Source organism: Arenicella xantha (assembly GCF_003315245.1).
Lineage (GTDB): Bacteria > Pseudomonadota > Gammaproteobacteria > Arenicellales > Arenicellaceae > Arenicella > Arenicella xantha.
Window position 1 is genome coordinate 204,210 of the sequence record NZ_QNRT01000005.1, and the last position, 26,149, is coordinate 230,358.

The window sequence follows — 26,149 nt, forward strand, 5'->3', positions numbered from 1 at the left end:
GACTCATTCTAATTATACCTAGTTAGCTGTTAGCGTAGAAAACGGGGGTTGAGACACCGTTCTCGCTTCTTCCACTGCATGAGCTATGCCCGGTGCTTCTCGGGCTACCCTATATGCGCGCTAATTGAAGGACTTTATCGTGAGTAAAATGTATCACAGTGCTGGCGGACTATACCGCCCAGAGTTTGAACGCGACAATTGTGGCTTTGGCCTTATTGCGCAGATGGATGGTGAGCCTAGCCATTGGTTGATTAGTACCGCTATTAGCGCCCTTGCGCGTTTAACGCACCGCGGCGCTGTTGCTGCTGATGGTAAATCGGGTGACGGTTGCGGAATTCTGATGAGCATGCCGAAGTCGTTCATGCGTCGTGTTGCCAGCGAGCAAGGCTATCAATTGAGTGAGCTATTTGCCACTGGCCTAATCTTTCTTAATCGAGACCCTGCGCGCAGAGCCGAGTCAAAACGCTGCTTAACGTCGGAGCTAGAAGCTCAGGGCTTAGCGGTCGCAGGCTGGCGTGAAATACCGCTCGACGATTCAGCGCTCGGGGAGCAGGCTTTGGCTTCGGTGCCGGTGATTGAGCAGGTATTTGTTACTTGTCCTGATGGCATGCATGAAAATGACTTTGAGCGAAAAATATTTTTAGCTCGTAGGCTAACTGAAAAAGCCCTACAAGATTCAGACGACGAGTTCTATATTCCTAGTTTGTCTTGCAAGGTTTTGTTGTACAAAGGCCTGGTTTTGCCAGAGTTGTTGCCGGTCTTTTATCAAGATCTTCAAGCCGAAGACATGGCGTCATCCCTGTGTTTGTTTCATCAGCGGTTCTCAACTAACACTTTGCCCCAATGGCGCTTGGCTCAGCCATTTCGCTACTTAGCGCATAATGGTGAAATTAACACCATTCGAGGCAACCGAAACTGGGCGATCGCGCGTGGCGCCAAATTGTCTTCACCGTTGTTTCCGAACCTCCATGAAGCGGCACCATTTGTAAACACCACAGGGTCTGACTCAATGAGTCTGGACAACATGCTTGAGGTGTTGCTGGCTGGTGGTATGGACGTCTTTAAGGCAACCCAAACCTTGGTTCCACCTGCTTGGCAAAACGCCGAGCACATTGATCCTGATTTAAAAGCCTTCTATCGCTTCCAAGCTATCCATGCTGAGCCATGGGATGGTCCTGCAGGGATCGTGCTAACCGATGGCCGCTATGCGTCTTGTGCATTAGATCGCAATGGCCTACGTCCAGCGCGTTACGTCATTACCAAAGATAGAATCATAACCTTGGCGTCAGAGGTCGGTGTCTACGACTATGAACCTAGTGACGTTGTCGAAAAAGGCCGGTTAAAACCAGGTCAAATGATGGCGGTAGATACGCATACTGGTAAGGTAATTACGCCAGCGGATGTGCATGATCGTATTAAAAATGAGCATCCGTACAAACAATGGTTAACCAATAGCGTAGTGCGATTGAAGTCCGGCTTGACTGAAGAAGAGTCGACCATTTCATTGAACGCGGCGTCGTTGAAAATTTATCAAAAGCTTTATCAAGTCAGTAATGAAGAGCGAACCGATGTAATCCGCGTGCTAGCCGAGTCTGCGCAGGAGGCCACTGGGTCAATGGGCGATGACACGCCGATGGCGGTTTTGTCTTTACGAAATCGTTTACTGAGTGACTATTTCCGCCAACAATTTGCCCAAGTGACTAACCCGCCGATTGATCCGCTACGTGAGCAGATTGTGATGTCACTCGAAACGTATTTTGGGTCTGAAAGCAGTTTGTTTGCGCCGCATGCTGGAATGGCCAAAGCGATTGTGGTGGATTCGCCGGTTCTGTCCACTAGCAAATATCAGCGTTTGTTAGCTAATGACGATGCAGATTTTGCGGATTATCGAATTGATATCACGTATGACGTTGATCAAGATCTTAAGCAACGCGTCATTGAAATTTGTGACGAAGCGGAACAAGCAATCCGTGACAAAGCCCGTATTATTGTGTTGTCGGACCGAGAGGTTAGTAAACAGCGGGTTCCGGTTCCGGCGCTCCTTGCCACCGGCGCTGTGCATCATCGCTTAACCCAAACTGGTTTACGTTGTGATGCCAATATTGTCGTAGATACAGGAACCGCCAGAGATTCTCATCAGTTTGCTGTATTGATCGGCTATGGCGCAACCGCAATCCATCCTTACTTGGCTTACGAAACGATCACCGACATGGCTCGTGACGGTCAAATCAAAGGCGATATTAATGTCTTATTGCGTCAATACCGCAAAGGAATCAATAAAGGCCTCTATAAGATTATCTCCAAAATGGGTATTTCCACGATCCACAGTTATCGCGGTGCACAGCTTTTTGAGGCGGTTGGACTCGATCGAGAGGTGGTTGATCTTTGCTTTAACGGTACGGTAAGTCGTATCCAAGGTGCTGGGTTTAAGCAACTGCAGAACGACCTGCGCATGGTGCGGGATTTCGCTTGGAATCCCCAGACTGGTTTGGATCAAGGTGGCCTGCTGAAATTTATGCATGGCGGTGAATACCATGCGTACAACCCAGACGTCGTGAGAACTATGCACGCAGCGGTGGAAAGCGGCGATTATGAAATGTACCGAGAATACGCTGACACGGTTAATCTGCGTCGCCCGATGGTGCTACGTGACTTGTTGGGGCTGAAAGCTGACGTTGAGCCGGTAAATATTGATGAGGTAGAACATTGGCAAGATATTGTTTTACGTTTTGATAGCGCTGGTATGTCGCTCGGGGCTTTGTCCCCAGAAGCCCACGAGTCATTGGCCGAGGCCATGAATCAGCTTGGTGGTCGCTCCAACTCTGGTGAGGGCGGTGAAGACGCCGTTCGATATGGCACGCCGAAGATGTCCAAAATTAAGCAAGTTGCTTCAGGCCGTTTTGGCGTGACACCGCATTATTTGGTCAATGCTGAAGTGTTACAAATCAAAGTGGCACAAGGCGCAAAGCCTGGGGAAGGAGGGCAGCTACCGGGTCATAAGGTCAATGAATTGATCGCACGGTTACGCCACTCTCGCCCTGGTGTGGCGCTAATTTCACCACCGCCGCATCACGATATCTATTCGATTGAAGATCTTGCGCAACTCATTTTTGACCTTAAGCAAGTTAATCCTAGTGCGCTGGTGTCGGTTAAGTTAGTTGCCGAAGCTGGAGTTGGTACGATTGCCGCGGGCGTTGCCAAGGCGTATGCCGATTTAATTACTATTTCAGGATACGACGGCGGCACTGGTGCAAGTCCATTGACGTCAGTACGCTACGCTGGTTCGCCATGGGAACTCGGTTTAACTGAGGCTCACCAAACTCTCCGAGCGAATGATTTGCGCGATAAAGTTCGTTTGCAAACTGACGGCGGTTTGAAAACCGGCTTAGACGTGGTTAAAGCCGCAATTCTAGGTGCCGAGAGTTTTGGATTTGGCACTGGCCCTATGGTTGCCTTGGGCTGCAAGTATTTACGAATATGTCATTTGAATAATTGTGCGACGGGTATTGCTACTCAACATGGTGTGCTGCGCAAGAAACATTATGTTGGTACGGTAGAACGCGCGGTAAATTACTTTAAGTTTATTGCAATGGAAACCCGTGAATGGATGGCAGTTTTGGGCGTCACTCGCCTGACTGACTTGATTGGACGTACCGATTTACTCGTGATGCTTGAAGGTGAAACCGACAAGCAGCACCACTTAGATCTGTCGCAGTTGTTGTCAGATGGTGGAGTTGCTAAAGACAAGCCGCAGTTTTGCGTTGAACCCAAAAACACACCGTACGACAAAGGTGAGCTTGCGGAGCAAATGGTCTTAGATATGTTGCCGGCGATTCAAAATCGTACCGGTGGTGACTTTCATTACCAGGTCAAAAACATCCATCGTTCTATTGGCGCGCGCCTGTCTGGTGAAATTGCAAAGGCACACGGTCATGATGGTTTAGCCGACGCGCCAGTTACTTTGCATTTAAAAGGCACAGCTGGTCAAAGTTTCGGAGTTTGGAATGCCAAGGGTTTAAATATTAACCTGGAGGGCGATGCTAATGATTATGTTGCTAAGGGTATGTCCGGCGGAGTGATTGCAATCTACCCAAGCGATGACGTGAGCTTTGTTCCAAGCCAGTCGACAATTATGGGTAACACCTGTTTGTATGGTGCGACCGGTGGTGAATTATTCGCAGCGGGTAAAGCTGGCGAGCGATTTGCGGTGCGCAATTCCGGAGCGTTTGCGGTTGTTGAAGGTCTCGGCGATCACGGTTGTGAGTATATGACCGGCGGTGCCGTATGTGTGCTCGGTGAAACCGGCGTAAACTTTGGTGCCGGCATGACCGGTGGTGTGGCTTTCGTTCTGGACGAAGATCGATCATTTATCGATCGCTACAATCATGAGCTGATCGACACATATCGATTGATGCCGGAAGCGATGGAGTCCTACGCCTTGTATTTGCAAAGCATGATCGAGCGACACCTAGCTGTGACCGGTAGCGCACGAGCCCGCGAAGTGCTGGAGAATTTCACCGACTATCTACCAAAGTTTTGGATGATTAAACCCAAAGCCAGCGATCTCGAAACATTAATAGATTCGCTATCAGCCGCGGCTTGAGGACGATTTAGTATGAGTAATGACTTTCAATTTTTAGACGTGCCAAGGCAGGATCCAGATAAGGTGCCTGCCAGAGAGCGTAGTAAGCAGTTCGCTGAAATTTATGGTGAATACGAAGTTGAGCAGGCGGCATCTCAAGCTGAACGGTGCTTAGGTTGTGGTAATCCATATTGTGAATGGAAGTGCCCCGTGCATAATTACATTCCAAATTGGTTGAAGCTGGTGGCTGAAGGCAATTTGTTTGAGGCGGCTGAATTGTCGCATCAGACCAATTCTTTACCCGAGGTGTGTGGTCGAATTTGTCCGCAGGATCGCTTGTGTGAAGGTGCTTGTACGCTGAATGATGGATTTGGCGCTGTGACGATTGGGTCGGTGGAAAAATACATCACCGACGAAGCACTCAAGCAAGGTTGGCGACCGGATATGTCATCAGTCGTCTGGACCGACAAAAAGGTAGCAATTGTTGGTGCTGGGCCAGCTGGTTTAGGCTGCGCGGATATTCTCGTTCGCAATGGTGTTAAGCCAGTTGTGTTCGACAAGTATCCTGAGATAGGCGGTTTATTAACCTTCGGTATTCCACCATTCAAACTTGAGAAAGAGGTAGTTAAAACTCGGCGCGGTCTGCTCGAAGAGATGGGGGTTGAGTTCGTGCTCGACACTGAGATCGGCAAAGACATAGCGTTCCAGACATTGCTCGACGAGTATGATGCCGTATTCTTGGGAATGGGAACTTACACTTACATGAAAGGCGGTTTTGCTGGTGAAGAGCTGAGCGGCGTGCATGAAGCGTTGCCATTTTTAGTATCGAATATCAACCGATTGATGGGGTTTGAGAAAGAAGCGTTGGACTTTGTTGATATGCAAGACAAGCGCGTAGTTGTGCTTGGTGGTGGTGATACCGCGATGGATTGTGTTCGCACTTCGATCCGGCAAGGCGCCGACAGCGTGTTTTGTGCGTATCGACGCGACGAAGCAAATATGCCGGGCTCCATGCGCGAAGTCACTAATGCCAAAGAAGAAGGTGTGGAGTTTTTGTGGAACCGACAACCAATTGAAATCGTTGGTCAAGATGGACAAGTAACCGGGGTTCGTTTGGCGACGACTCGTTTAGGTGAGCCCGATGAGCGGGGGCGCCAGCGGCCTGAGATAGTGCCTGGTTCAGAGGAGGTGATTGACGCTGATAGCGTAATTATCGCGTTTGGTTTTCGCCCAAGCCCAGCAAGTTGGTTTAGTGAGTTTGGCATTGAAATCAATGATTGGGGCGGTGTTAAGGCATCAACTGATTTAGCCACACAGTTCCAAACCACCAACCCCAAAGTTTTTGCTGGTGGTGATATGGTGCGTGGTTCAGATTTAGTGGTCACGGCTGTGTTCGAAGGTCGCGAGGCAGCACAAGGAATTTTGAATTATCTAAATCAGCACTAGAGCTTTTACTGTGACACAGTTAAAGGCCGCTGACATCAGCGGCCTTTTGTTTGGTCAAATCGTTATACTGCTGCCCCAAAACACACTGAGTACGGGTATAATCGGCGCCCATGAATACGATGAAAAATGATTTATACCTACGAGCTCTACGCGGTGAACGCGTCGAGCGTACTCCAATTTGGGTAATGCGTCAGGCTGGACGATATTTACCTGAGTACCGCGCAACCCGTGCGCAGGCTGGCGACTTTCTAACTCTTTGCAAAACTCCCGAGTTGGCTTGTGAAGTTACCATGCAGCCGATCGATCGGTTTGGCTTGGATGCGGCTATCCTATTTTCAGATATTTTAACTATCCCCGATGCGATGGGCCTCGGTTTAGTATTGGAAGAAGGTGTCGGCCCGGTGTTTGAAAAACCACTGCGTAGCCAAGCTGACATTGATCGTCTTACCAAGACTGATGCTGAGCAGGACTTAGGCTATGTAATGGATGCGGTTCGTGTGATCCGAAAAGAACTCGATGGTCGCGTACCGTTAATCGGCTTTACTGGTAGTCCATGGACTCTCGCTAGTTATATGGTCGAAGGTCAAGGCAGTAAGGAGTTTCGTCGCATCAAGGGGTTAATGTTTGAATCACCAGCCGCGGCGCATCAGTTGTTGCAAGTGGTGACGGACTCGGTAATTGACTACCTCAAAGCCCAAGTAGCAGCCGGTGCTCAATCATTAATGGTATTTGATACGTGGGGCGGTATGTTATCGACATCAAATTACCAGCAGTTTTCTTTGGCGTATATGGATCAAATCGTTAAAGCCTTGAAGGCGGATCCGGCAACCGCTGACACGCCAGTTGTGCTGTTTACTAAGGGCGGTGGGGCTTGGCTTGAAATGATGGCAGACACGGGTTGTGATGGTCTAGGACTGGATTGGACTGTCGACATGGCCGACGCTAAAGCCCGAGTCGGTGATCGCGTGGTGTTGCAAGGTAATATGGACCCGGTAGTTATGAATACGGGTTCTGAGCAAGTTACTGACCATGCGATGCAGGTGTTGCAGGCGTATGGGAATCATGCTGAAACGGATCGAGGTCATATTTTTAATCTTGGGCACGGTATTCAACCGCACGCAAAGCCAGACAATATGCGAGCCTTAGTCGAAACGGTTCAGCATAAGAGTGCGGCGTTCCATCAGGGATGATTAACTTCGGTCGCATCGAGCAAGATATCTTTATTGGTAGCGCTCCACAAAGCAATATCGACGTGGGGCGGCTCAAAGCTATGAAAATAACGGCGGTGCTGTCGCTCCAAAGCGATCAGGACTTAAAGGATTATAAAATCGCTTGGAGTAAGCTTGAGAGCGAGTATCGGGCTAACGCGATTTCAGTTCATCGTTTTCCGATTATGGATTTCGACGAAACTGATTTGGGCAATAAATTGGTCGACCCCGTTACTCAGCTGCACCGTCTGTTATCGATTGGTCATCGTGTTTATGTGCACTGTAATGCTGGAATATGTCGCGCACCGGCTACCGTATTAGGCTACCTTTGTCATTACCGTGGCCTAACTATCGATCAAGGGCTTGAGTATATTCGGCGTAATCGGCCTCAGGCGAATCCTTATGTCCGCGCCGTGACGAAAGGTTTAGTCACTTTGGAGAATACCGCTAAACGTTGATCTATTCAGCATCGCTGAGCAAAGAATTCTCGTTTAGAAACTCGATTACGATATCTCGCACCAGCGGTTGTGTGATGGCGGTTGGATGCAGGCCATCTTCTTGGATATAGCCTGGTTTAAGAAAAAACTCTTCCCGATAAAAGTCGATAAACGGCAAGTTATATTGTTCAGCGAGATCGACGTAGGTTTTGCGAAACTGGTCGATGTATCTAGGGCCATAAGACGCAGGCAGAGAGATTCCGACTAATGCGACCTTGGCACCAGAATCTTGACCGAGTTTTATCATGTTCTCTAAATTCTGTTTCATGCTGTCAATCGGTAAGCCACGTAAGCCGTCGTTCGCGCCCAGTTCTAGGATAAGTACATCAGGTTTAAATTCGGCCAAAGTTAGCGGGAGTCGAGCTAACCCCGCAGCGGAAGTGTCGCCAGAAATAGAGGCGTTGATAACGGTATGGTTTGGCGCTAAGCTTTCAGCTAGGAGTGTTGCCCAGCCTTGTTCTAAGTCCATTCCGAATGCAGCGCTTAAGCTATCGCCATAAATTACCACACGTTTGGCAGCGGCGGCCTTGCCACTAACATTGGTGCTTAGCAGTAAAATGCTGAATAAGATGGTGAGTGTGAACTTGATTTTCGAACGATTCGTTATCATATGACTATTATTGACTGTATGCGATACGTCGCGTGATTTTACATTGGGCATTGTGGGTATTAGATCATTTAATCACGCGCTTGCCGAAAAATCCGACTCACTTTTCACGAGCGAACTACTTTTAACCAAAATGTGCTCAAGCAAATCGACGTAACTAGCGTGCGTTGGCGGGCGGCAGCGCGGCTAGGAATCTATTAATTTATGAACGATATCATTTTACGTGCACAGAACGTGTCGAAGCGTGTGGCCACCGCTGATCACGAGTTGACTATTCTCGACGATGTGTCACTGTCTATTCCCGCCGGTCAGAGTGTCGCTATTATTGGCCCGTCAGGGGCGGGCAAGTCAACTTTGCTGGGTCTGTTGGCTGGATTGGATTCGCCGTCTGCTGGATCCATATGGTTGGCGCAGCACGAAATCACGGCGATGGACGAGGAAGGGCGCGCGCGAGTACGCGCTGAGCTTGTTGGTTTCGTGTTTCAAACCTTCCAGTTGTTAGGCAGTTTAACCGCGTTGGAAAACGTCTCATTGCCGATGGAGTTGTCTGGGACACCTGACGCGCGATCTCGCGCTATAAGCTATCTGGAGAAAGTTGGCCTCGCAGCTAGAGTCGGACACTACCCCAAGCAGCTCTCGGGTGGCGAGCAACAGCGAGTAGCCTTAGCCCGGGCATTTGCTTGCCAACCTAAAATACTATTTGCTGATGAACCCACTGGTAATCTAGATCAAGCGACTGGGCTAAAAATTAGTGATCTATTATTCGAACTCAATCAGCAAAGTGATACTACCTTAGTGCTGGTAACGCACGAGCAGCGACTTGCCGAGCGCTGCCAATCAATTATCACCATCGACGATGGTAAAGTGGTGTCGCAATCATGAACTGGGTTGACTTAAGGCTGTTGTGGCGGGACTGGCGAGGTGGTCAGTTAAATTTAGTGGTGTCTGCTTTAGTATTGGCGGTCACGGTGGTTACCGCTGTCAGTCTATTTGCGGATCGTGTTGAGCGAGGTCTTAACCAGCAAATAAGTAGTTTTTTAGCCGCCGACTTAGCGTTGTCTGGAGGCATCGAAATTGCGCCGGAGTATCGTGATAAAGCGCAAGAGTTAGGTTTGGTCTGGGCTGATACAGCACAGTTTCGATCGATGGTTTTTGCCGGTGATTCGAACCACCTAGCTTCAGTAAAAGCCGTCAGTAGTACCTACCCTTTACGTGGCGTGCTGGAGTTAAGTGACAATGCGGCAGCCAACAATGTCGTGAGCTTGGCGTATGGGCCCAGTTCTGGCGAAGCATGGGTTGAAGCACGTTTGCTGAATTTGCTAGGCATTGGAATTGGCGATGAGATTGAAGTTGGTTATGCGACGCTAAAAGTGTCGCAATTGATTGTAAATGAACCTGATCGTGGGACGGGTTTTTCGGGTGCTGGCGCGCGAGTCATGATGAGTTTGGATGACTTGCCAAGCTCTCAATTAGTTCGTCCTGGCAGTCGCATCAATTACAAATTTCTGTTGGCTGGAAGCGAAACCTCAATCGCGGGCTATCAGACCTGGTTTGAGACGCTTAAAGATAATGTTAAGACCGATGAGTCGGTACCGCATTATCGTTTGTCGACGCCTGAAAATGCAGAAGAGCAACTATCCGATGCGTTGCAGCGTGGTCGAGCGTTTCTGCTGCTGAGCGGCACTATTGGTGTGCTGTTGGCAGGCTTAGCAATGGCGCTCGCCAGTCAACGCTATGCCAGTCGCCTTACGGATCAAGTGGCTTTGATGAAAGCGTGGGGGCAATCTACCGCATCAATTCGACGCAGTCAGTTTTTTCGATTATTTATCATTGCTGCTGTTTCAACACTGCTCGGAATCGCGTTTGGTTGGCTAGCGCATTACTTGCTATTAGAAGTGGCTCGCGGATTTCTTGATGTGGTGTTACCAATGCCAGGATGGCGTCCATGGGTCGTGGCGTTTTTTACCGGTTTTATCTGTGTTCTAGGGTTCGCTTTGCCGGCATTGTGGCATTTGCCGAAAATTGAGCCGTTACGAGTATTGCGAAGAGATTTGCCGGATTCTTTGATGGGTCAAGGGAAGCGTTTGATCATTGGTGTGACGGCGTTGTTGCTGCTGACTTATTGGTATAGCAGTAACCTAATTATCTCGTTGATGTTTTTAGGTGCCCTTTTTGGTCTATTTGGAGTGTGCGCATTGATCGCGCTTCAGTTGTTACGCTTGGTCAAGGGCTTCGGTAGTTGGCAAGGCAGCTATGTACGACTAGGCCTAGCCAATTTATGGCGCCGTCGAGCACAAACCTTGGTGCAGTTAGTGGGCTTCTCAACTACGTTGATGCTGCTATTGGTGGTGACGGGAATGCGTACCAATCTTATAGCTGAGTGGGAAGCGCAGTTACCAGCAGATACACCGAGCCATTTCTTGTTTAATGTTTCGACTGACGAAGTAGCCCCGGTTAAGGAATTGTTGGCGAACTCAAACGTTACCACTACGACGTGGTACCCCATGGTCCGTGGACGCTTGGTCACGATTAATGGCGAACCGATTTCACGCGAAAGAATGGCTCGATCTGACGGGCTCAGCCGTGAAGTAAACTTTACTCAAGCAACGGAGCTTCCAGCTGGCAATGACATCGTGGCAGGTCAATGGTGGTCGTCTAATTCTGAAATCTCGACCGCACCAGTGGCCGAATTTTCTATTGAGCAAGAGGTCGCATCCGAAATCGGTGTGGGAATCGGTGACGAGATTGAATTCAGCGTCGGCGGACTACGATTTTCCGCTAAGTTAACCAGCATTCGTAGTGTTGATTGGCAAAGTATGAACCCAAATTTTTATGTAGTATTTCATCCCGGTATGTTGGACAAATACGCGCCTAATTGGGTTACTGCTGTTCGTGGTGGTGATTTAACTACCGCTAACCGCGGCGCGGTTAGTCAGCAGGCCCCTTTTGTTAGCGAAATGGTTAAGCAATTTCCAACCACCGTAGTGTTGGAGTTACGTGATGTTATTCAACGAATTCGTGACGTGATCGATCGTGTAACGCAAGGTCTTGAGTTGATTCTATTATTAGTACTAGCGTGTGGAGCCTTAGTATTATTTGCCGCGATCGGCGTATCTTACGATGAGCGTCTTCGTGAGAATGCGATTCTGCGGACTTTGGGTAGCTCGAAAAAAATCATTGTTGGCGCTTTGACGGTCGAATTTGCGATGTTAGGCGCAATTGCGGGTCTAATTGCTGCGTGTGGTGCTGAGCTGATTTTGTACTTTGTACAGAAAAATCTATTTGACCTTGTTCCGCAATGGCATGCTGAGTTGTGGTTGATGGGTATTGTTTCAGGGTTGGTTTTGATTACTACTTTGGGATTGTTGCGCAGTCGAAAAATCATTACCGTGCCGCCGTTACAGTCGTTGCGGCAGCTAGCGTAGTAGTCGCGTTGATTGGTAAATAGTCTAATGCGCGTTTTTCCACTACACTTAAGCTATATCAACGGGCCTGTTAGAAATAGGTCGAGGAGGAGGCAGCACATGATAAAGCAGATCAGTAGTGTGAGTCAGCGAGGGTTAATAGTAATGTGGGCATGTTTGTTCGCTAGTTCTGTAACGGCCCAGAATAGTACGTTGGTTGGCGGCGATTCTTTTGCGCGTGAATGTTATTTGAACTCTCAGAGTGCGGCCCTTCAGAAAGGGGTTAACCGGCTTGATACAGTGCCGTGTAATCGCGCGATCGATGATGCCGGTCTGAATCAAGCAGACCTGCTCGCAAGCTTGGTGAATCGAGGCATTATTTTCACTGCAATTGGTGATTATGTATCGGCCGCCAAAGACTACAATCGAGCGTTAGAGATCAATCCTGAGGTCGGTGAGGCTTACTTGAATCGCGGTAATTTGTGGTTTTTAGCGCAGCGTTATCAAGCGGCTATAGACGACTATGATGATGCACTGAAGTTCGGAGTTAAAGAACCTCATGTGGCGTACTTAAATCGAGGTATGGTACTTGAGAAAGTGAATGATCGTGATGCCGCAAAACTCAGCTATCAGCGCGCTTTGGAATTGGTTGAGGCTTGGGAGCCAGCAAAGCTTAGATTGAAACGACTTGATAAACTACCAGCCAGTGACTGACCCAGTTAAGGCCGTTGAACGGTGGCTGACATCAATTGTTATAGACCTCAATTTGTGCCCGTTTGCACAACGTGAATACCGTTCTGGAAATGTACGTTTTAAGCAATCCAATGCTGATACCGAAGAACAAGTTCTCAAGGATTTAATCGTTGAATTGTCACTATTAAGCCGCCGGCCCGATGTTGAGACAACATTACTAATATTGCCAAATGCGTTATCTGATTTTTTGACCTTTAACGATTTTCTTGGGTTTGCGGAACATGTGTTGGCTGAAATGAAGATGGATGGAATGTATCAAATCGCCAGTTTCCATCCGGATTATCAGTTTGCCGAGACCGAGCCTGAGGATGCGCAAAACTACACTAACCGATCGCCGTATCCGATCTTGCATTTGCTGCGAGAAGCTAGCTTGAGTGAAGCGATCGACAGACATCCAGACACGGCTAAAATTCCTGAGGATAACATCCGCTTGATGCGTTCACTGGGCGCACCACACATGCAAATCTTGCTAGCCCAATGTGGTAGCGGTGAATCGACCTAAAGTTACATTTTCGCTGTGGACGCTCGTTGCACTCGTGGTCGGGAACGCTGTCGGTGCGGGAATTTATACGACGTCTGGATTTGCGCTAGCGGATCTAGGTTCTCGAGAATGGGTACTGTTGGCTTGGTTGGTAGCTGGGTTTATCGCTCTGGCTGGCGCGATCAGCTATGGCATGTTAGTTCGTGGTTTGACCGAGTCTGGCGGCGAATATCTGTTTTTGTCACGTTCAATTCATCCGCTGGCGGGTTTTATCGCCGGCTGGGTATCATTACTGGCGGGCTTCCCTGGCGCAATCGCGTTTTCAGCATTAGCGTTTGATGCTTATATGCGTTCAGCGGTACCGAGTTTGCAGGCGTTGCCGCTGAATGCCTTAGCGCTAATAATTACTCTTGCGGCCGGCTTATTACATGGTGTTCGGGTCAAGGCTGGAAATCGGGGTCATGAAGGGTTTGTTAGCCTAATGCTTGGGGCGCTCTGTGTTGTGATTGTGTGGAGCGCAATACGTTTTTTTACCTCCGCGACGTTGCCAGTGACTACCGAGCTATCGTCTGGGCCGTTCAACGTGTTTGTCTTTGCTAACACCTTAGTTTGGGTGTCATTAAGTTACTCGGGGTTTAATGCGGCGGCTTATGTGGCGGGCGAAGTTGAGGATGCGCGACATATTGTCCCCAAAGGGATGATTCTAGGCACTTTGTTGACCATGCTGCTTTGCGTGTTGATTAACGCTATTATGATCTATGGTGTTGAGGCCAATGCCATTCGAGGGCGCCCAGATATTGCGACTCAGGCGGCTTTGGCATTGGGCGGTGAGCCGGCTCGTCGTATCGTTGAATTGATGATAGCGGTGTCGTTGTTGACGTCTATTACGGCGATGACGTTAGCTGGACCAAGGGTTTACGCTAAAATGGCAGATGATGGTGCGCTCCCTGCGTTGTTCAAACAATATGCTGGGTTGCCACCTCGCGCCGCCATCGGCTTGCAGGTAGCTATTGCGCTTACGCTGATCATGCTGTCTGATCTGCGTGGGCTGATGTCGTACCTCGGATTTACTTTGTCATTGTGCCTTGCGATGGCGGTGAGTAGCCTATTTGTGCGTCATTACCGGTTTGGTGAACGACCTGCGTCAATGTGGTATCCGGTTGCGCCAATCGTATTTGTTGGCTGTACCCTGTTGTTCGCTTGTTTGTCGGCCATTAATGACTCTCGGCAGTTTATAGCTGCCATACCAACCGTGGTTATTGGTGTTCTTGCCTATTTTGTGTCGGTTAAATCTCGGAGAATGAAATGACCACTAAAAACATGTTTGTATTGCTTTTTGCCCTGTTTGTTTTAACTGGCTGTGTCGCGTTGATTACGCCAAAGGTTGAATCGTCTTTCACGCAACTAAAAGCGGGGGACTATGCGCTGGATCCTAGTCACGCCAGTGTGGTGTTCAAAGTGAAACATCTTGGGTTATCTAATTATGTTGGTCGTTTTAATACGGTGGCTGCGAGTCTGTCGTTCGACCCGAGCAATATTACTGCGTCGGCACTAGATGCGGTGATTGAAATTGATTCGCTGGATATCAACGACCCAAGTTTAAAGAACGACCTAATGGGGGGCACTTGGTTTGATCAAGCACGTTTTCCTCAAGCCCGATTTTCGACCGTTTCGGTAACTTCCGTGTCGGAATCAGAGTATGACTATGTCGGTAACCTGGAGTTTCGCGGGGTCACTAAACCGATTACGTTCCGAGTAACATTCTTGGGCGGCGCGAATAATATGTTAACTGGAAAATACACCTTGGGCTTTTCAGCTAGAGCGCAGTTTAATCGTTCGGACTTTGGTATGGATGCCTATATTCCGTTAGTCGGTGACGAAATTCAAATTGAAGCCGAGGCTGAGTTTCAACGAAATTGATAGACCCCGCTAGCCTCGCTTCAAGTGATGAGCGGCGCGCTCTGATTTTGAAGGCGCTATTCGTCGTATGGATGCGCGCTATTAGGTGATTGTCGATTTCACTTAGCTTGGTTAGCATAGGCGGCACAATCATTTGGCCATCAATGTACAGTGGCAAAGGAGTGAAGATGGAAATACTAGAAGAGTTTCGAGATATGGTGCAGCGTTTTTTGCAGCAAGAAGTGGCGCCACATTACCAAGATTGGGAAGCACAGAAAATCATGCCCAGAGGGTTTTGGAACGTGATGGGACAAGCTGGCTTGCTGTTGGTTGATTTCGAGTCGGAGTATGGCGGAGCTGAGGCGAGTTTCGATGTAAGTTTGATGGTGCAAGAAGAAATGTGTCGCGCTGGATACCATGCGCTGGCGTCGGCTTATAATATCCACGCTAATATTGTGGCTCCGTATATCGCCAACATCGGAACCGATGAGCAGAAGCAGACTTGGTTACCGGGCATGGCTAGTGGTGATATCGTCACCGCGCTAGGGATGACCGAACCTAGTGCGGGCAGCGATTTAGCGGCCCTAAGAACACGTGCTGATCGTGATGGTGATGACTACATCATTAATGGATCGAAGGTGTTTATTACCAATGGTATTCACGCTGACATGGTTGTTGTCGCGGCAAAAACAGATCCTAGTTTAGGTTCTAAAGGAGTATCTCTATTCTTAGTTGATGCGCATCTTCCTGGATTTAGTAAAGGTAAAAAAATAGACAAAATGGGGCAGCACAGTGGCGATACCGCTGAATTGTTTTTCTCCGACGTCCGAGTTCCGGCGTCGGCTTTGCTCGGTTCCGCAGGGCGGGGATTCGGCTATATGATGCAAGAACTACCGCGCGAGCGTCTAGGGGTTGCGGTGCAGGCTATCGGGCATGTGCAAGGTGCGTTAGATATGACGGTTGCGTACGTTAAAGAGCGGCAAGCGTTTGGGCAATCAATTAGTCAGTTTCAAAACACTCGGTTTAAACTTGCGGAGGCACAGACTGAATTAGCCATGTGTCGAGCGCTGATGGAAAAATGCTTGGCTAAGTTCTATCAGAAAAAAATGACAGTCGAAGACGCGGCGATGCTCAAGTATGCCGCGACGGATATGCAGGTACGGTTGATAAGCGAGTGCTTACAACTATTCGGAGGCTATGGTTATACCGATGAGTACCCAATATCACGTTTCTATCGGGATGCGCGCGTCCAGACTATTTATGCCGGCAGCAGTGAGATAATGAAAGAGATCGTGGCTCGAGGTTTACTTGGTCGATAGACTTCGTGACCCCATAACGAGATTCGCGCGAACCCCAATGGTCATCACTTCGGTACCAGTGCTGAGCTAGAACGTTCGCGCGAAAAATTTTCCGCTGGTATCTGTTGGAATTGCGACGACCGCTTAAACAGCGGCGGTCGCAAAATCTGCCCAGCGTTGCTTGATGCCCAGAGCTTTTTGATAGTTAGAGCTCTTTGATTCGGACGCTTCCACCGCTGGTTTTAAGTGTCAGTGTTGGACCACCGCCATTTATCTTACCGCGAATGCTGGTCTTCTTAACCTTGCCATCTACATCGAAATCGCTTGTGACGCGGCCACCACTAGTGCTGGCTGTAATGTCGACCGCAATGTCCTCCGCTAAATAGGCAGTGACACTGCCACCGGATGTGGTTAAACGGCTATTCTCAGTGGGTTGCTTTGATATCTTAGCCTTGATGCTGCCACCGGAGGTATGTGCGTTGAGGTTACCTGCTACATCATCGATACTGATTGAGCCGCCTGAAGTTTTGACATCGACATCGCCGACAATCTTACCAAGCTCAATCGAGCCGCCAGAGGTTCGCGCTGCCACGGTGCCTTCAAGGTCGGTGATCTCAATTGATCCGCCACCAGTATCTAACTCAACGTTATACCGTTTAGGTACTTTGATTTCGTAACGTACACTGAGGTTGTAGCCAAAAAAGCCGCCGCCGTTTTTTTCACCAGCAATCATGATGTCGTCACCGATTTGCGAAATGGTGATCTTAAAGTCATCGGCATTTGCGCCCTTTTTCTCGACACGAACCTCGATTGAGTCTCGGTCGTGGGACTCAACTTCAACCGAGCCTGAGTCAGAGTCGAGATACAAAGTTCCACCAGAGTTGACCTTGTAAGTACGTTCGGTTTGGCTAGGTTTTGCTTGGCTTATGCCCAGCGCTAACAGGCCGATGACGGCTCCGCCAACCAGAAATGGTAGTTTTTTTGTCATGCAATTCCTCACTTAGTGTTATGGCTCAATTGAGCGGCTTATTATTACTTAGATGCCGATACGTCGAATATGGTTTACAGCAATTTGTAAAAAACTTGAATAACACTCAGTGCTTGGTCAACTCGCCAGTGCTTAAGTCAGTGGCTAGTCGCTAAGGCGACGTCAGCAAGAAGTCTTCGATCGACTGATCGCCAACCGATAGCTTCGCGATTACGCCGCGTCCGTTTTTCACGCGCACCGTCGCTGTGACTGTTTGCGTTGGGTCAATACGGCGCTGATTTCTGACGGTGGTTTCCATGCTCGGCGCTTTTGCCTCGTTTGCGTAGTAACGGTTGAACGGGAACTTCAGTGAGTAGAGCTGCTTACTCGAAACGCCAACCTGAACTTCAATAAAGTCATCGTATAACGGTTTGACAACTGACAGCGACGTCACTTTCGCGAGCCCGGAGTCATCAATGCTTAGCTGTGCATAGGCTGTTTGTCGACCGGGCGGCAGCAGCTCAACACCAGGTAACTGGCGTTGCTCACCGCCTAATAGCTCCTGTTCAAAGGCGAGTCGCACGTAGCGTCCGCGAAATGGGTCTGCCGGATCAACTGGGCGAACCTCAAAGCGATATGCAGTGCCGTTTTTTAATGTGGACTCATGCTGATAAATCATCGAAGCGGGTACGCTTAACTGTGCAAGGCTGGCAAGGGTTATTAATAATATCTTCATGCTGATTTCCTCCGGCTGTGCCAAATGTTCATTCCGATTAATGTGAGCCCCATGGCAATGAATGCGACGCCGCGAGCGATAAAACTCAAGTCCTGATCAAAGAATCGTAGCGTTAGCAGGGTCATTAACAGTAGTAAGCCAAAGTTCAGTTGACTCGTGCTATTGAGCGCTATGCCTTGTTGCACATACCAAATGCCTAGCCCAATTACTGCGATGGTAATGACCGCAGCGGGAATCACCGGGCTGGTGAACGCAAAGGGGAGTATTAGTAAAATTAAAATCAGTGGCACTAAACTACCAATCGGTACTGCGCGCCAATGACTTCGTTTAATTACGATTCCCAGCAACGTAAGTGCCGTTAAGATTAAGCCGATTGCAAAGGTGTGATCATGCCAGCCGCTTGCCGTGATGCTTGACCATTCGAATACTCCGGTATTGTGGCGCTGGTCCGACCACGGCTCTTGATAAGTCAGGACGAGTGCGGTTATCGACATGGCGATTGCGCCGATATTGGTGCATGGTTTGTCGCGAAACCGATTTGAGTGTTCCATCAGAACACCCGTAAAATAAAGTACAGCGGCGCCGGAGATAAACGAGAGAAGCACTAATTGCGATTGCTGATCCTTGAAAAGCAGGAATGGACAAGCAATCGCGTAGGCAATCGCAAACAGCCAACCAAATTGTAAGGTGCGTAGTCGAAAGCCCTTATGTTTTACTAACCAGTAGTACGGCGCTAACATGAGCAATGCCAGCCAATAGGGTGACTGATAGGCGATGATTAAGCAGACACTCAGTGCGAGCATCAGTGATGCTAATAAGTGTGAGCGCAGCCAATAAATAAACGGCACCAGTAACACGAACCACCAAGTCAGAAACGACTGCGTGTCATTACTCAAATGGTAGGTCTGCCCGATAATGCTGATGCTGGCTGGAACGGCACAAAACAGCAAGGCGCCAGCGGTTTCGAGCCACGCTTGATTATTCGGTTTGCGCATTACGCTATAGAGCGTTAAGCCTTGAGCAACGAGTAATGGTAGAAAAGCCAGGATTGCCCGTGTGGTACGACCGAAGTGTTCCCAATTGTGCGCGAATATGAGAATAATGCCGCCACCAACCAACAAGCCGCCAAACGCGGCAAGAATAATGGTGATTAGCGAGACTGAGCGCGATGCCTCTGCCAGCGAGTCGAGTTGGTAGTGATTGCGTAGGCGTTGGGCGTTGTCTTGGTCCAACACTGCGTCGTCAACCAGTGCAGGTAATTCGTCTTTAAGCCACTTGCGATGGGTTTCAGGCATATATTTCTCCGTGTCCGAGTGGAAGCTCTAGCGACATCGTATTGTGAATGGTCTCAGCCGCAAAGCGCGAATCCGAGAAGTAGTACATGCTTATGCTTGAAGGTTAACCTGATGGTACTTTTTGTGCCCAGTCCTTAGTCTGCGGTGCGCCGTAATGGCGATTCAGGTTCAATATTGCTACACCGGAGCGCTCAGGCTTGCAGCTACATCAGCGATTAGGTGGTTTGCACAGTTTAGCGTGGAGACTTGCCAAGGTTGGCGGCCTTCAACGATGGTTAATGAGGTGTTTTGTACGTCTGCGTTGCTTGCTAATGTTGGCGGTATGTTTAGGTGGTTTTGGCACAGTGCGCGGCAGACAAAGCCATGTGTCATTACTAACAGCGCCCCGTCTGTCTGGTTTGCATGCTCAGTCACTGATTGCCATGCAAGCGCGACGCGCGCGAAAAAATGCTCCCAGCTCTCGCCTTCTGGCGGCTCATAGCTTGGTGAAAATGGGTCGAGCTCGAGTTCGTCATAGGAGCGGCCTCGAAGTTCTCCAAAGTTTCTTTCGCGTAATAACGGCGTTAGCGTTAGGTTGGCGCCAGTGGCATTAGCAATCGGTTCAGCGGTTTGCACGGTTCGGAGATAGTCGCTACATAGAATATGCGAGATGGGTACCTCACGTAGGCGCTCAGCCAGAAGCCTCGCTTGAGTTTGCCCAAGCTCAGACAGCGGCGAATTCGGTTGCTGTAGTATTCGAGCGGCATTATCGAAGGTCTGACCATGTCGAGCGATATACAATTTCATAGCGGATTAGCTAGCCTTAGCTTCAGCGCGCAACTTGTCCACAGTTGCTTGCCATTTGGCCATTGCATCGTAATAGTAATCGTAGACACAGGGCACGCAACCGCCACCACAGCATTCTTCTGGGGCCGGTCGTTCTGGTTTGGGGGGTAGGTTAAGTTGATGGTCAGGGCTTTCAGTTGACATGGTTCGAGTCAAAGTTAGGCTGCGAGTATGACCCGAGTATAGCGTTGATTAGATGTCGAGGCGATTATCTAGCAGGACGCATTTTGATCTTGTATAAGCCGCAGTAAGTGCGCCGTGGCACGGGCATCGTTGAGTGCTCGGTGTGCGCCTACAAGGTCGATATCGAAGTGAGTGGTTAACGCGCCTAAGCTATATGACTTTAGGCCTGGAAACGCCTTGCGCGAATTTCTCACGGTGCAATATTTTGGTTTTCGAAACGATTGACCAATGGCCTCATACGCGGCTTTAATAAAGCCATAGTCAAAACCAACGTTATGCGCCACGAAAATGCAATCGCGCAGCTGGTCTCGCAATTGGTCGGCGATTTCGGCAAATACTGGCGCATTGGCGACCATGGCATCGTCTATGTGAGTCAAGCGGGTAATGTAGGCTGGAATCCGTCGCTGAGGATTCACCAATGTCGACCATTCGCTAATGATGTTACCGCCACGAACCTGTACTACGGCAACTTCGGTAATCGCATTACCGCCTTTCATCGACCCAGTGGTCTCGATATCGACGACCGCATAAACTTGATCTGGGTTGGTGGACCAATGAACTTGGCTAATATCGACTCGATAGCCGGCTCGTCGTAGTCGGTTGATACTTACTAGTTGGTTGGGACGTAGGCTATCTCCCGGCGCTTTAATTTCTTCAAAACGTAATTCGCTGTTTTCTACCACCAGCAAGTCGGGGTAGCCATCGCGGGCATGTTGATAGTTCATTGCCATGCGTCTGAGTACCTGAGCGATCGCTGTTGGCGGGCTGTGTAGAACACATGGTTTTAGTAAGTCCAAAAGGTTGGCACGCCATCGAAAAATGCCATTTGGCTGGCCATAGTTAATGGTGGCGCAGCGAGCAATTGATTTAAGCATGCGCTGAGGGTCGTCAAAACCGAGTAATATCTGCTCGATGCGTGTCTCTAGAGATTGATAAAACTGCCCATTGCGTAATAGTGGCGGTAAGCGATCAAATTCACCGTAATTGATTTCTTGCTCGCCAAACAATAACTCCCAAAAAGTCAGCGCGAATAAAGCCCGCCAACACTTGTTTTCGCTAAACTGAGCACTAATACCCTGCCGTTGATAGTGTTCAATAACGCCGTCTTCAACGTCATTTATGTAGGCCTCGTCGAGCTGCAATGCTCGGGTCGGTTCTCGTACCAAATCGGTATAGACGCTGGTGCGCTTGCCCTGATATTTTCTGGCATAAAAGTCTTCAATGAAAACTTGGCAGCTTGCGGGTAAATCCTTCTCACGAAGGGTCTCTAATTCCACTTTTAATGCGCTGCGGTCGCCTTGACGATGGGTTTCGCGAACCCATTTTTCGACGGCTTGTGGTTCATTAGACGTGCGCCACAACTGCAGTGCTCGGTCTGCATTTTGGCTTAGTAATTCATTGCCGACCTCTAGCAGTAGCTTGCTATGGGTTTGTTGTGCTGCAAACCCAACCGGGTGTTTGCTGAGTAAGTAGTCCGCAGCCGCTTCTTGTGTGGCTTGAGGGTCGGCTTGAAACGATCTCCGTAGTTGCTGCAGCTCGAATGCGCTATACGCGTCATCAGCCTGCTCAAAGCGAGCTACCGGTTTGCTATTACTTTTTCGTGTGCGTAACACTCCAAGATCACGCATTGCAAACTTCTGAAAGCGATTGCGCAAATCCCCAAAAAATAGAAAGAAGATATAGTCTACAGTTTGGCTTTGTCGACGCACTACGAAATTGTTTAGCAGGTCGGCATCAGTTAAATGGCTGGCGTCGAGTTGTTGTGTGCTGAATTCGACGACTTCCTGACGGCTTACCGATGACTTGACCGCATGTCCGTAAAGTCTGACTAGCGCCAGTAGCTCAGGCTTAGTTAGCGCAGTTGCTAAGTTCGGCCAATCTGAAGGCGTGGCCAATGCAAGAAATTCCTGCTCCAGTAGGGTATTGAGAGCGGAGCTAAGGGAGTCGATTTCAGGATAACTTAAGCTGGCGCGCTTAATGAATTTTGGCTTGCGTGCTAAACAACGGATTAACAGACATTGACTGTTTTCATCGAGTTCATTAAAACGCTGCAAATAGTCAAGATGATGTTTATCGAGTAGGTGCGAGCACTCTAACCGTACGAAATCAAATAGCTCTCTGGCGTGCGACAAGTAGTACTTTTGTGGGAGGCTAGTGCTGGCAGTGCTTGGCATATCGGGCATCGGATTGGTTGATGCGAAGATACTATAATTATATACAGTTAATTTCAATTGTAAGATTATCAATCCGACCATGTAAAAACTGCCTGCGGGCGTGTTCAATCGCGACTTTACGTGCTAACGTCACGCCTCTTTCGATCTGAGAGCAGGAGTCAACGTGTCGCAAAAACAAGCCATGTATTACGGATTAGCAGCCGTGCTGTGCTGGTCGACGGTCGCGACCGCGTTTAAATTGAGCTTAGTTCACTTGAGTCCTACCCAGTTAATCCTGCTGGCGTCAGTGACCTCTTGGTTGTTTGTGACGGTGATGCTTGCGATCCAGGGTAAGTTTACCGATCTATTTCAACAAACTAGGCAGACGTATATCGCGTCTTTTTTATATGGCTTGTTGAATCCTACGCTTTACTATCTACTGTTATTTACCGCCTACGATTTGTTACCAGCGCAGGAGGCGCAGGCGATCAATTACAGCTGGGCAATCGTAATGTCGTTTCTCGCGGTTCCCTTGCTTGGTCAGAAACTCACGCGCAGCGATATTCTAGCAGCGGTCATTTGCTATTTAGGTGTGCTGGTGATTGCCACGCGAGGAAATGTACTGGGGCTTGAGTTTGCCAACCTACAGGGTGTGCTGTTTGCGGTAATCAGTACCGTTGTTTGGTCGCTGTATTGGATTTTGAATCGACGTGACAATCGTGACGCGCTGCTCGGCCTGTGTTTAAATTTCACCTTCGCCGTTCCGTTGATAGCCGTGTATGCGTGGTGGAGTGGCGAGCTGCAGGGGCTTGATAGCACAATCCATTGGCAAGCATGGGTTGGCGGTGTGTATGTGGGGTTGTTCGAAATGGGTATTGCGTTTGTCTTATGGTTGCAAGCTATGAAGCGAGCCACGAATACATCGCGGATCGCGAATTTAATTTTTGTGTCGCCGTTTCTTTCACTGGTGTTAATTGCGACATTTTTGCATGAACCTATTTTACCTAGCACTGTGGTTGGCTTGGTGTTGATTCTTGGTGGACTGGTATTACAGCAGCGCTATTCGACTAAATAGTCCGTCGCCAGAAGTGTCATTCTGAGAGACGAAGACTTGCGCTCAGTCATACTGTCAGGATTGTTACTAAGCAAAAATACGCGTACCCTGAAGCGTATCTGACGGAGCAGCATTAGGCTCAGGCTGGCACCGTCCTGTAGCATTGCAGTGAGCGGCGACCAGGCCGCAACGAGGAAGCTAATTTTATGAAAGACGATACCCAGCTAGTCGCGGTCGGGCGCAACAAAAAGTACACCGGGTCAGCGGTCAATCCGCGAATTGCTCGTGCGTCGACTATTGTATTTGATTCAGTCGAAGAAATGCTGGCAGCGGGGCGAGAGAAAGACAACGGTGCCGAATTTTATGGTCGTCGTGGCACCGCCACTACCTTCGCATTTACTGAGGCTATGTGTGAGCTTGAGCAAGCAGCAGGCTGCTATGTGTACCCTTGCGGAACATCGGCGATCACCGCATCGTTAATGTCGTTTCTTTCGGCTGGTGATCATTTGTTGGTGGTCGATTCAGTGTATGAACCGACGCGTGAATTTTGCGACGGAACCTTGGCGCGATACGGCGTTGAGACGAGCTATTACGACCCGCTAATAATTCCTGAGGCTTCTATTCGAGAAAATACCAAAGTCATTTTTATTGAGTCGCCCGGCAGTCTGACCATGGAGGTTCAAGATATTGTGGGAGTCGTGGCCGCGGCAAAGGCACACGGTATCACCACAATAATGGATAACACCTACGCTACGCCACTGAATTTTAAACCGTTAGCCGTCGGCGTCGATATTTCAGTGCACTCGGCGACCAAATACCTAAGTGGGCATTCAGATGTGATGCTAGGCGTGGCCAGTGCTAATCAAGCGCATTGGCCGCAGCTGCAGGCGCGTAGTTATGAGTTAGGCCTGTGTGCGTCGGTAGATGACATCTACACTACCTTGCGTGGAATTCGAACCTTGGGCGTTCGTATGCGTGAACAAGCGAGCAATGCGCAACTGATTGCCGAGTGGCTAGCAGAGCAGCCTGAGGTTGATCATCTGCGCCATCCGAATTTTTCGAGCTGCCCAGGTTACGAGTATTTCGCGCGCGATATGTCTGCGAGTAATGGACTATTCTCGGTGGTCCTAAGACAGAATAATCCCGCCGCAATTAACGCGTTAGTTGATGGTATGCGACACTTTAAGATAGGTTTTTCATGGGGCGGTTATGAGAGTTTGATCCTGGCGGCCAGTGAGTTTTCGGCACGTCGTACGGCAACCGCTTGGGACGAATCCAAGGGCCTGATAAGGCTCAGTATTGGTTTGGAAGATCCACAGGATTTAATCGACGATTTGAATATGGCATTCGTACGTTACCGCGAGGTCCTGAGATGACTAACTTACCGAATTGGCTGAGTCTACTGCCCGCCACTGTGGCAATTGTCTATGTGCTGTGGCGGCGTGAAGTGGTGATCGCCCTAGCTCTGGCTATTTTTACCTCGGAGTGGTTGTTAGTGCTGGATGCTGGCAGTGGATCGCCAGTGAATGGTTTGTTGAACACCATTGAGCGCGTAGTCAGCGTTTTTTCTGATGCTGGTAATGCTCGGCTATTATTATTCAGTGTGTTGGTCGGTGCGCTGCTGGCCTATATGCGCTTTTCAGGTGGGGTCCAAGCCACGGTTCGGAAATTAGTTAACTCCGGACTTGCGACCAATGCTCGGCGCACCGGCTTGGTAACCTATTTTACCGGCGTGGTTATTTTTATTGAGTCTAATTTGAGCGTGTTAACGGCCGGTATTTTATCGCGCGGCTTGTTTGATAAATTTGCTATGAGTCGAGAACGGCTGGCCTATATTATTGACAGCACCTCGGCGCCGATCTGCATTCTCATTTTGTTGAATGCTTGGGGCGCCTTTATTCTCGGTTTGATTGCGCCGTATGTTGGCGAACAGTCAGCGGTCTCGGTGTTAGTCGCGACTATTCCACTTAATATCTACGCCATTACTACGTTGTTGTTGGTTTTCTACACGGTCTGGACCGGCAAAGTTTATGGTCCGTTGGCACGCGCTGAGTCTAGCTCAGTAGCGCCCGCTGACGCAGATGTCACATCTGCTAATGGGCGTGCGCGTGATATGTTGATTCCGTTAGTTGTACTGGTCTTTTCAATGCTGGGTTTTATGTTCTGGACTGGCGATGGGAATGTTTTGGCAGGCAGCGGTTCTAAGTCGGTGCTGTATGCCACGGTGCTTGCGACCACTGTGGCGTTTTTGATGTTAGTGACGCAAGCTCGGTTTACCCATAAGCAGGTGCTAGATGAAGGGTTCAAAGGCATGGGCGAGTTATTGCCCTTGGTGACTATTTTACTGTTGTCCATCGCGTTAGGCGCCAGTGTTAAACAGCTTGGAACCGGCGTGTTTATTTCGGGTTTGGTAGCAGACTACCTGCCGTTATTCATGGTGCCGGCGATCGTTTTTATTGCTGGTGCGTTTGCGTCATTCACCACTGGTACTTCGTGGGGCACGTTTGCGTTACTCGTGCCGATTGCCATGCCCATTGCATTGAACCTAGGTTTGCCACCATCCTTAATGTTGGCCGCAGTGCTCGGTGGTGGTATTTTTGGGGATCATTGTTCGCCGGTCTCCGATACCACAGCGGTATCGTCTTTGGCGGCAGGCTGCGACATTCTTGAGCATGTCAAAACGCAGTTGCCGTATGCGCTGGTGGCGGGAGCCATCACTGTTGCGGCGTATTTAATTATTGGCTTATTAGTTGTTTGAAAA

21 protein-coding genes are annotated in these 26,149 nt (G+C 49.2%); 14 read left to right on the top strand and 7 right to left on the bottom strand.

Annotated elements, in window-relative coordinates:
- The first annotated feature begins 148 nt into the window (after positions 1-148).
- From gltB to DFR28_RS16265, 4 genes are all read left to right on the top strand, one after another.
- On the top strand, positions 149-4,603 hold the full coding sequence (gene gltB / locus DFR28_RS16250; protein WP_113955439.1) for a glutamate synthase large subunit: 4,455 nt from the start codon (positions 149-151) through the stop codon (positions 4,601-4,603).
- 12 nt (positions 4,604-4,615) lie between these two features.
- Entirely contained in the window at positions 4,616-6,028 is a 1,413-nt protein-coding gene (locus DFR28_RS16255) for a glutamate synthase subunit beta (protein ID WP_113955440.1), read from the top strand.
- A 110-nt stretch (positions 6,029-6,138) separates the two neighbouring features.
- Positions 6,139-7,218, top strand: a complete 1,080-nt coding sequence (hemE, locus tag DFR28_RS16260; RefSeq protein WP_113955441.1) for a uroporphyrinogen decarboxylase — start codon at positions 6,139-6,141, stop codon at positions 7,216-7,218.
- Positions 7,215-7,694: a dual specificity protein phosphatase family protein gene (locus DFR28_RS16265; RefSeq protein ID WP_113955442.1), complete on the top strand. Its 480-nt coding sequence runs from the start codon at positions 7,215-7,217 to the stop codon at positions 7,692-7,694. The genes hemE and DFR28_RS16265 overlap by 4 nt, the downstream gene beginning before the upstream one ends.
- A gap of 1 nt (position 7,695) precedes the next feature.
- Here DFR28_RS16265 and DFR28_RS16270 read toward each other — a convergent pair whose 3' ends face one another.
- Positions 7,696-8,343 (bottom strand): arylesterase, encoded by a 648-nt coding sequence (locus tag DFR28_RS16270; protein WP_113955443.1) that lies wholly within the window; start codon positions 8,341-8,343, stop codon positions 7,696-7,698.
- A 201-nt stretch (positions 8,344-8,544) separates the two neighbouring features.
- On the opposite strand from DFR28_RS16270, the gene DFR28_RS16275 reads away from it, so the two are divergent.
- The 7 genes from DFR28_RS16275 (at position 8,545) to DFR28_RS16305 (ending at position 16,196) form a co-directional block, all read left to right on the top strand.
- Entirely contained in the window at positions 8,545-9,222 is a 678-nt protein-coding gene (locus DFR28_RS16275; protein ID WP_113955444.1) for an ABC transporter ATP-binding protein, read from the top strand.
- Entirely contained in the window at positions 9,219-11,765 is a 2,547-nt protein-coding gene (locus DFR28_RS16280) for an ABC transporter permease (protein WP_113955445.1), read from the top strand. The genes DFR28_RS16275 and DFR28_RS16280 overlap by 4 nt, the downstream gene beginning before the upstream one ends.
- 99 nt (positions 11,766-11,864) lie before the next feature.
- Entirely contained in the window at positions 11,865-12,458 is a 594-nt protein-coding gene (locus DFR28_RS16285; protein WP_170132143.1) for a tetratricopeptide repeat protein, read from the top strand.
- On the top strand, positions 12,451-12,999 hold the full coding sequence (locus DFR28_RS16290) for a DUF1415 domain-containing protein (RefSeq protein ID WP_211317030.1): 549 nt from the start codon (positions 12,451-12,453) through the stop codon (positions 12,997-12,999). The genes DFR28_RS16285 and DFR28_RS16290 overlap by 8 nt, the downstream gene beginning before the upstream one ends.
- A complete protein-coding gene (locus DFR28_RS16295) occupies positions 12,986-14,287 on the top strand; it encodes an APC family permease (protein WP_170132144.1) in 1,302 nt (433 codons plus the stop codon). The genes DFR28_RS16290 and DFR28_RS16295 overlap by 14 nt, the downstream gene beginning before the upstream one ends.
- Positions 14,284-14,898 carry a YceI family protein gene (locus DFR28_RS16300; protein ID WP_113955448.1) on the top strand — a complete coding sequence of 205 codons (615 nt, stop codon included), beginning with the start codon at positions 14,284-14,286 and terminating at the stop codon, positions 14,896-14,898. The genes DFR28_RS16295 and DFR28_RS16300 overlap by 4 nt, the downstream gene beginning before the upstream one ends.
- Positions 14,899-15,065: 167 nt before the next feature.
- Complete coding sequence (locus tag DFR28_RS16305; protein ID WP_211317031.1) at positions 15,066-16,196, top strand: acyl-CoA dehydrogenase family protein; 1,131 nt, start codon at positions 15,066-15,068, stop codon at positions 16,194-16,196.
- A gap of 184 nt (positions 16,197-16,380) precedes the next feature.
- Here DFR28_RS16305 and DFR28_RS16310 read toward each other — a convergent pair whose 3' ends face one another.
- The 6 genes from DFR28_RS16310 to DFR28_RS16335 form a co-directional block, all read right to left on the bottom strand.
- Positions 16,381-17,163 carry a DUF4097 family beta strand repeat-containing protein gene (locus DFR28_RS16310; protein WP_113955449.1) on the bottom strand — a complete coding sequence of 261 codons (783 nt, stop codon included), beginning with the start codon at positions 17,161-17,163 and terminating at the stop codon, positions 16,381-16,383.
- A 151-nt stretch (positions 17,164-17,314) separates the two neighbouring features.
- Positions 17,315-17,878: a GDYXXLXY domain-containing protein gene (locus DFR28_RS16315; RefSeq protein ID WP_113955450.1), complete on the bottom strand. Its 564-nt coding sequence runs from the start codon at positions 17,876-17,878 to the stop codon at positions 17,315-17,317.
- Positions 17,875-19,173 carry a DUF2157 domain-containing protein gene (locus tag DFR28_RS16320; RefSeq protein ID WP_113955451.1) on the bottom strand — a complete coding sequence of 433 codons (1,299 nt, stop codon included), beginning with the start codon at positions 19,171-19,173 and terminating at the stop codon, positions 17,875-17,877. Before DFR28_RS16320 ends, DFR28_RS16315 begins: the two co-directional genes overlap by 4 nt.
- Positions 19,174-19,350: 177 nt before the next feature.
- Positions 19,351-19,959: a histidine phosphatase family protein gene (locus DFR28_RS16325; RefSeq protein ID WP_113955452.1), complete on the bottom strand. Its 609-nt coding sequence runs from the start codon at positions 19,957-19,959 to the stop codon at positions 19,351-19,353.
- A gap of 6 nt (positions 19,960-19,965) precedes the next feature.
- Entirely contained in the window at positions 19,966-20,142 is a 177-nt protein-coding gene (locus tag DFR28_RS16330) for an oxidoreductase-like domain-containing protein (protein WP_113955453.1), read from the bottom strand.
- Between the two features lie 68 nt (positions 20,143-20,210).
- On the bottom strand, positions 20,211-22,355 hold the full coding sequence (locus DFR28_RS16335) for an exonuclease domain-containing protein (protein WP_170132145.1): 2,145 nt from the start codon (positions 22,353-22,355) through the stop codon (positions 20,211-20,213).
- 163 nt (positions 22,356-22,518) lie between these two features.
- On the opposite strand from DFR28_RS16335, the gene DFR28_RS16340 reads away from it, so the two are divergent.
- From DFR28_RS16340 to DFR28_RS16350, 3 genes are all read left to right on the top strand, one after another.
- Positions 22,519-23,409: a DMT family transporter gene (locus DFR28_RS16340; protein WP_211317032.1), complete on the top strand. Its 891-nt coding sequence runs from the start codon at positions 22,519-22,521 to the stop codon at positions 23,407-23,409.
- A gap of 185 nt (positions 23,410-23,594) precedes the next feature.
- Positions 23,595-24,764, top strand: coding sequence for a cystathionine beta-lyase (metC, locus tag DFR28_RS16345; RefSeq protein ID WP_113955456.1), 1,170 nt, complete (start codon positions 23,595-23,597; stop codon positions 24,762-24,764).
- On the top strand, positions 24,761-26,146 hold the full coding sequence (locus DFR28_RS16350; protein WP_113955457.1) for a Na+/H+ antiporter NhaC family protein: 1,386 nt from the start codon (positions 24,761-24,763) through the stop codon (positions 26,144-26,146). The genes metC and DFR28_RS16350 overlap by 4 nt, the downstream gene beginning before the upstream one ends.
- Positions 26,147-26,149: the final 3 nt, after the last annotated feature.

Coding starts and splice junctions, on each gene's coding strand:
- gltB (WP_113955439.1), top strand. CDS start 149: ATGTATCACAGTGCTGGCGGACTATACCGCCCAGAGTTTGAACGCGAC.
- DFR28_RS16255 (WP_113955440.1), top strand. CDS start 4,616: ATGAGTAATGACTTTCAATTTTTAGACGTGCCAAGGCAGGATCCAGAT.
- hemE (WP_113955441.1), top strand. CDS start 6,139: ATGAATACGATGAAAAATGATTTATACCTACGAGCTCTACGCGGTGAA.
- DFR28_RS16265 (WP_113955442.1), top strand. CDS start 7,215: ATGATTAACTTCGGTCGCATCGAGCAAGATATCTTTATTGGTAGCGCT.
- DFR28_RS16270 (WP_113955443.1), bottom strand. CDS start 8,343: ATGATAACGAATCGTTCGAAAATCAAGTTCACACTCACCATCTTATTC.
- DFR28_RS16275 (WP_113955444.1), top strand. CDS start 8,545: ATGAACGATATCATTTTACGTGCACAGAACGTGTCGAAGCGTGTGGCC.
- DFR28_RS16280 (WP_113955445.1), top strand. CDS start 9,219: ATGAACTGGGTTGACTTAAGGCTGTTGTGGCGGGACTGGCGAGGTGGT.
- DFR28_RS16285 (WP_170132143.1), top strand. CDS start 11,865: ATGATAAAGCAGATCAGTAGTGTGAGTCAGCGAGGGTTAATAGTAATG.
- DFR28_RS16300 (WP_113955448.1), top strand. CDS start 14,284: ATGACCACTAAAAACATGTTTGTATTGCTTTTTGCCCTGTTTGTTTTA.
- DFR28_RS16305 (WP_211317031.1), top strand. CDS start 15,066: ATGGAAATACTAGAAGAGTTTCGAGATATGGTGCAGCGTTTTTTGCAG.
- DFR28_RS16310 (WP_113955449.1), bottom strand. CDS start 17,163: ATGACAAAAAAACTACCATTTCTGGTTGGCGGAGCCGTCATCGGCCTG.
- DFR28_RS16315 (WP_113955450.1), bottom strand. CDS start 17,878: ATGAAGATATTATTAATAACCCTTGCCAGCCTTGCACAGTTAAGCGTA.
- DFR28_RS16320 (WP_113955451.1), bottom strand. CDS start 19,173: ATGCCTGAAACCCATCGCAAGTGGCTTAAAGACGAATTACCTGCACTG.
- DFR28_RS16325 (WP_113955452.1), bottom strand. CDS start 19,959: ATGAAATTGTATATCGCTCGACATGGTCAGACCTTCGATAATGCCGCT.
- DFR28_RS16330 (WP_113955453.1), bottom strand. CDS start 20,142: ATGTCAACTGAAAGCCCTGACCATCAACTTAACCTACCCCCCAAACCA.
- DFR28_RS16335 (WP_170132145.1), bottom strand. CDS start 22,355: ATGCCAAGCACTGCCAGCACTAGCCTCCCACAAAAGTACTACTTGTCG.
- metC (WP_113955456.1), top strand. CDS start 23,595: ATGAAAGACGATACCCAGCTAGTCGCGGTCGGGCGCAACAAAAAGTAC.
- DFR28_RS16350 (WP_113955457.1), top strand. CDS start 24,761: ATGACTAACTTACCGAATTGGCTGAGTCTACTGCCCGCCACTGTGGCA.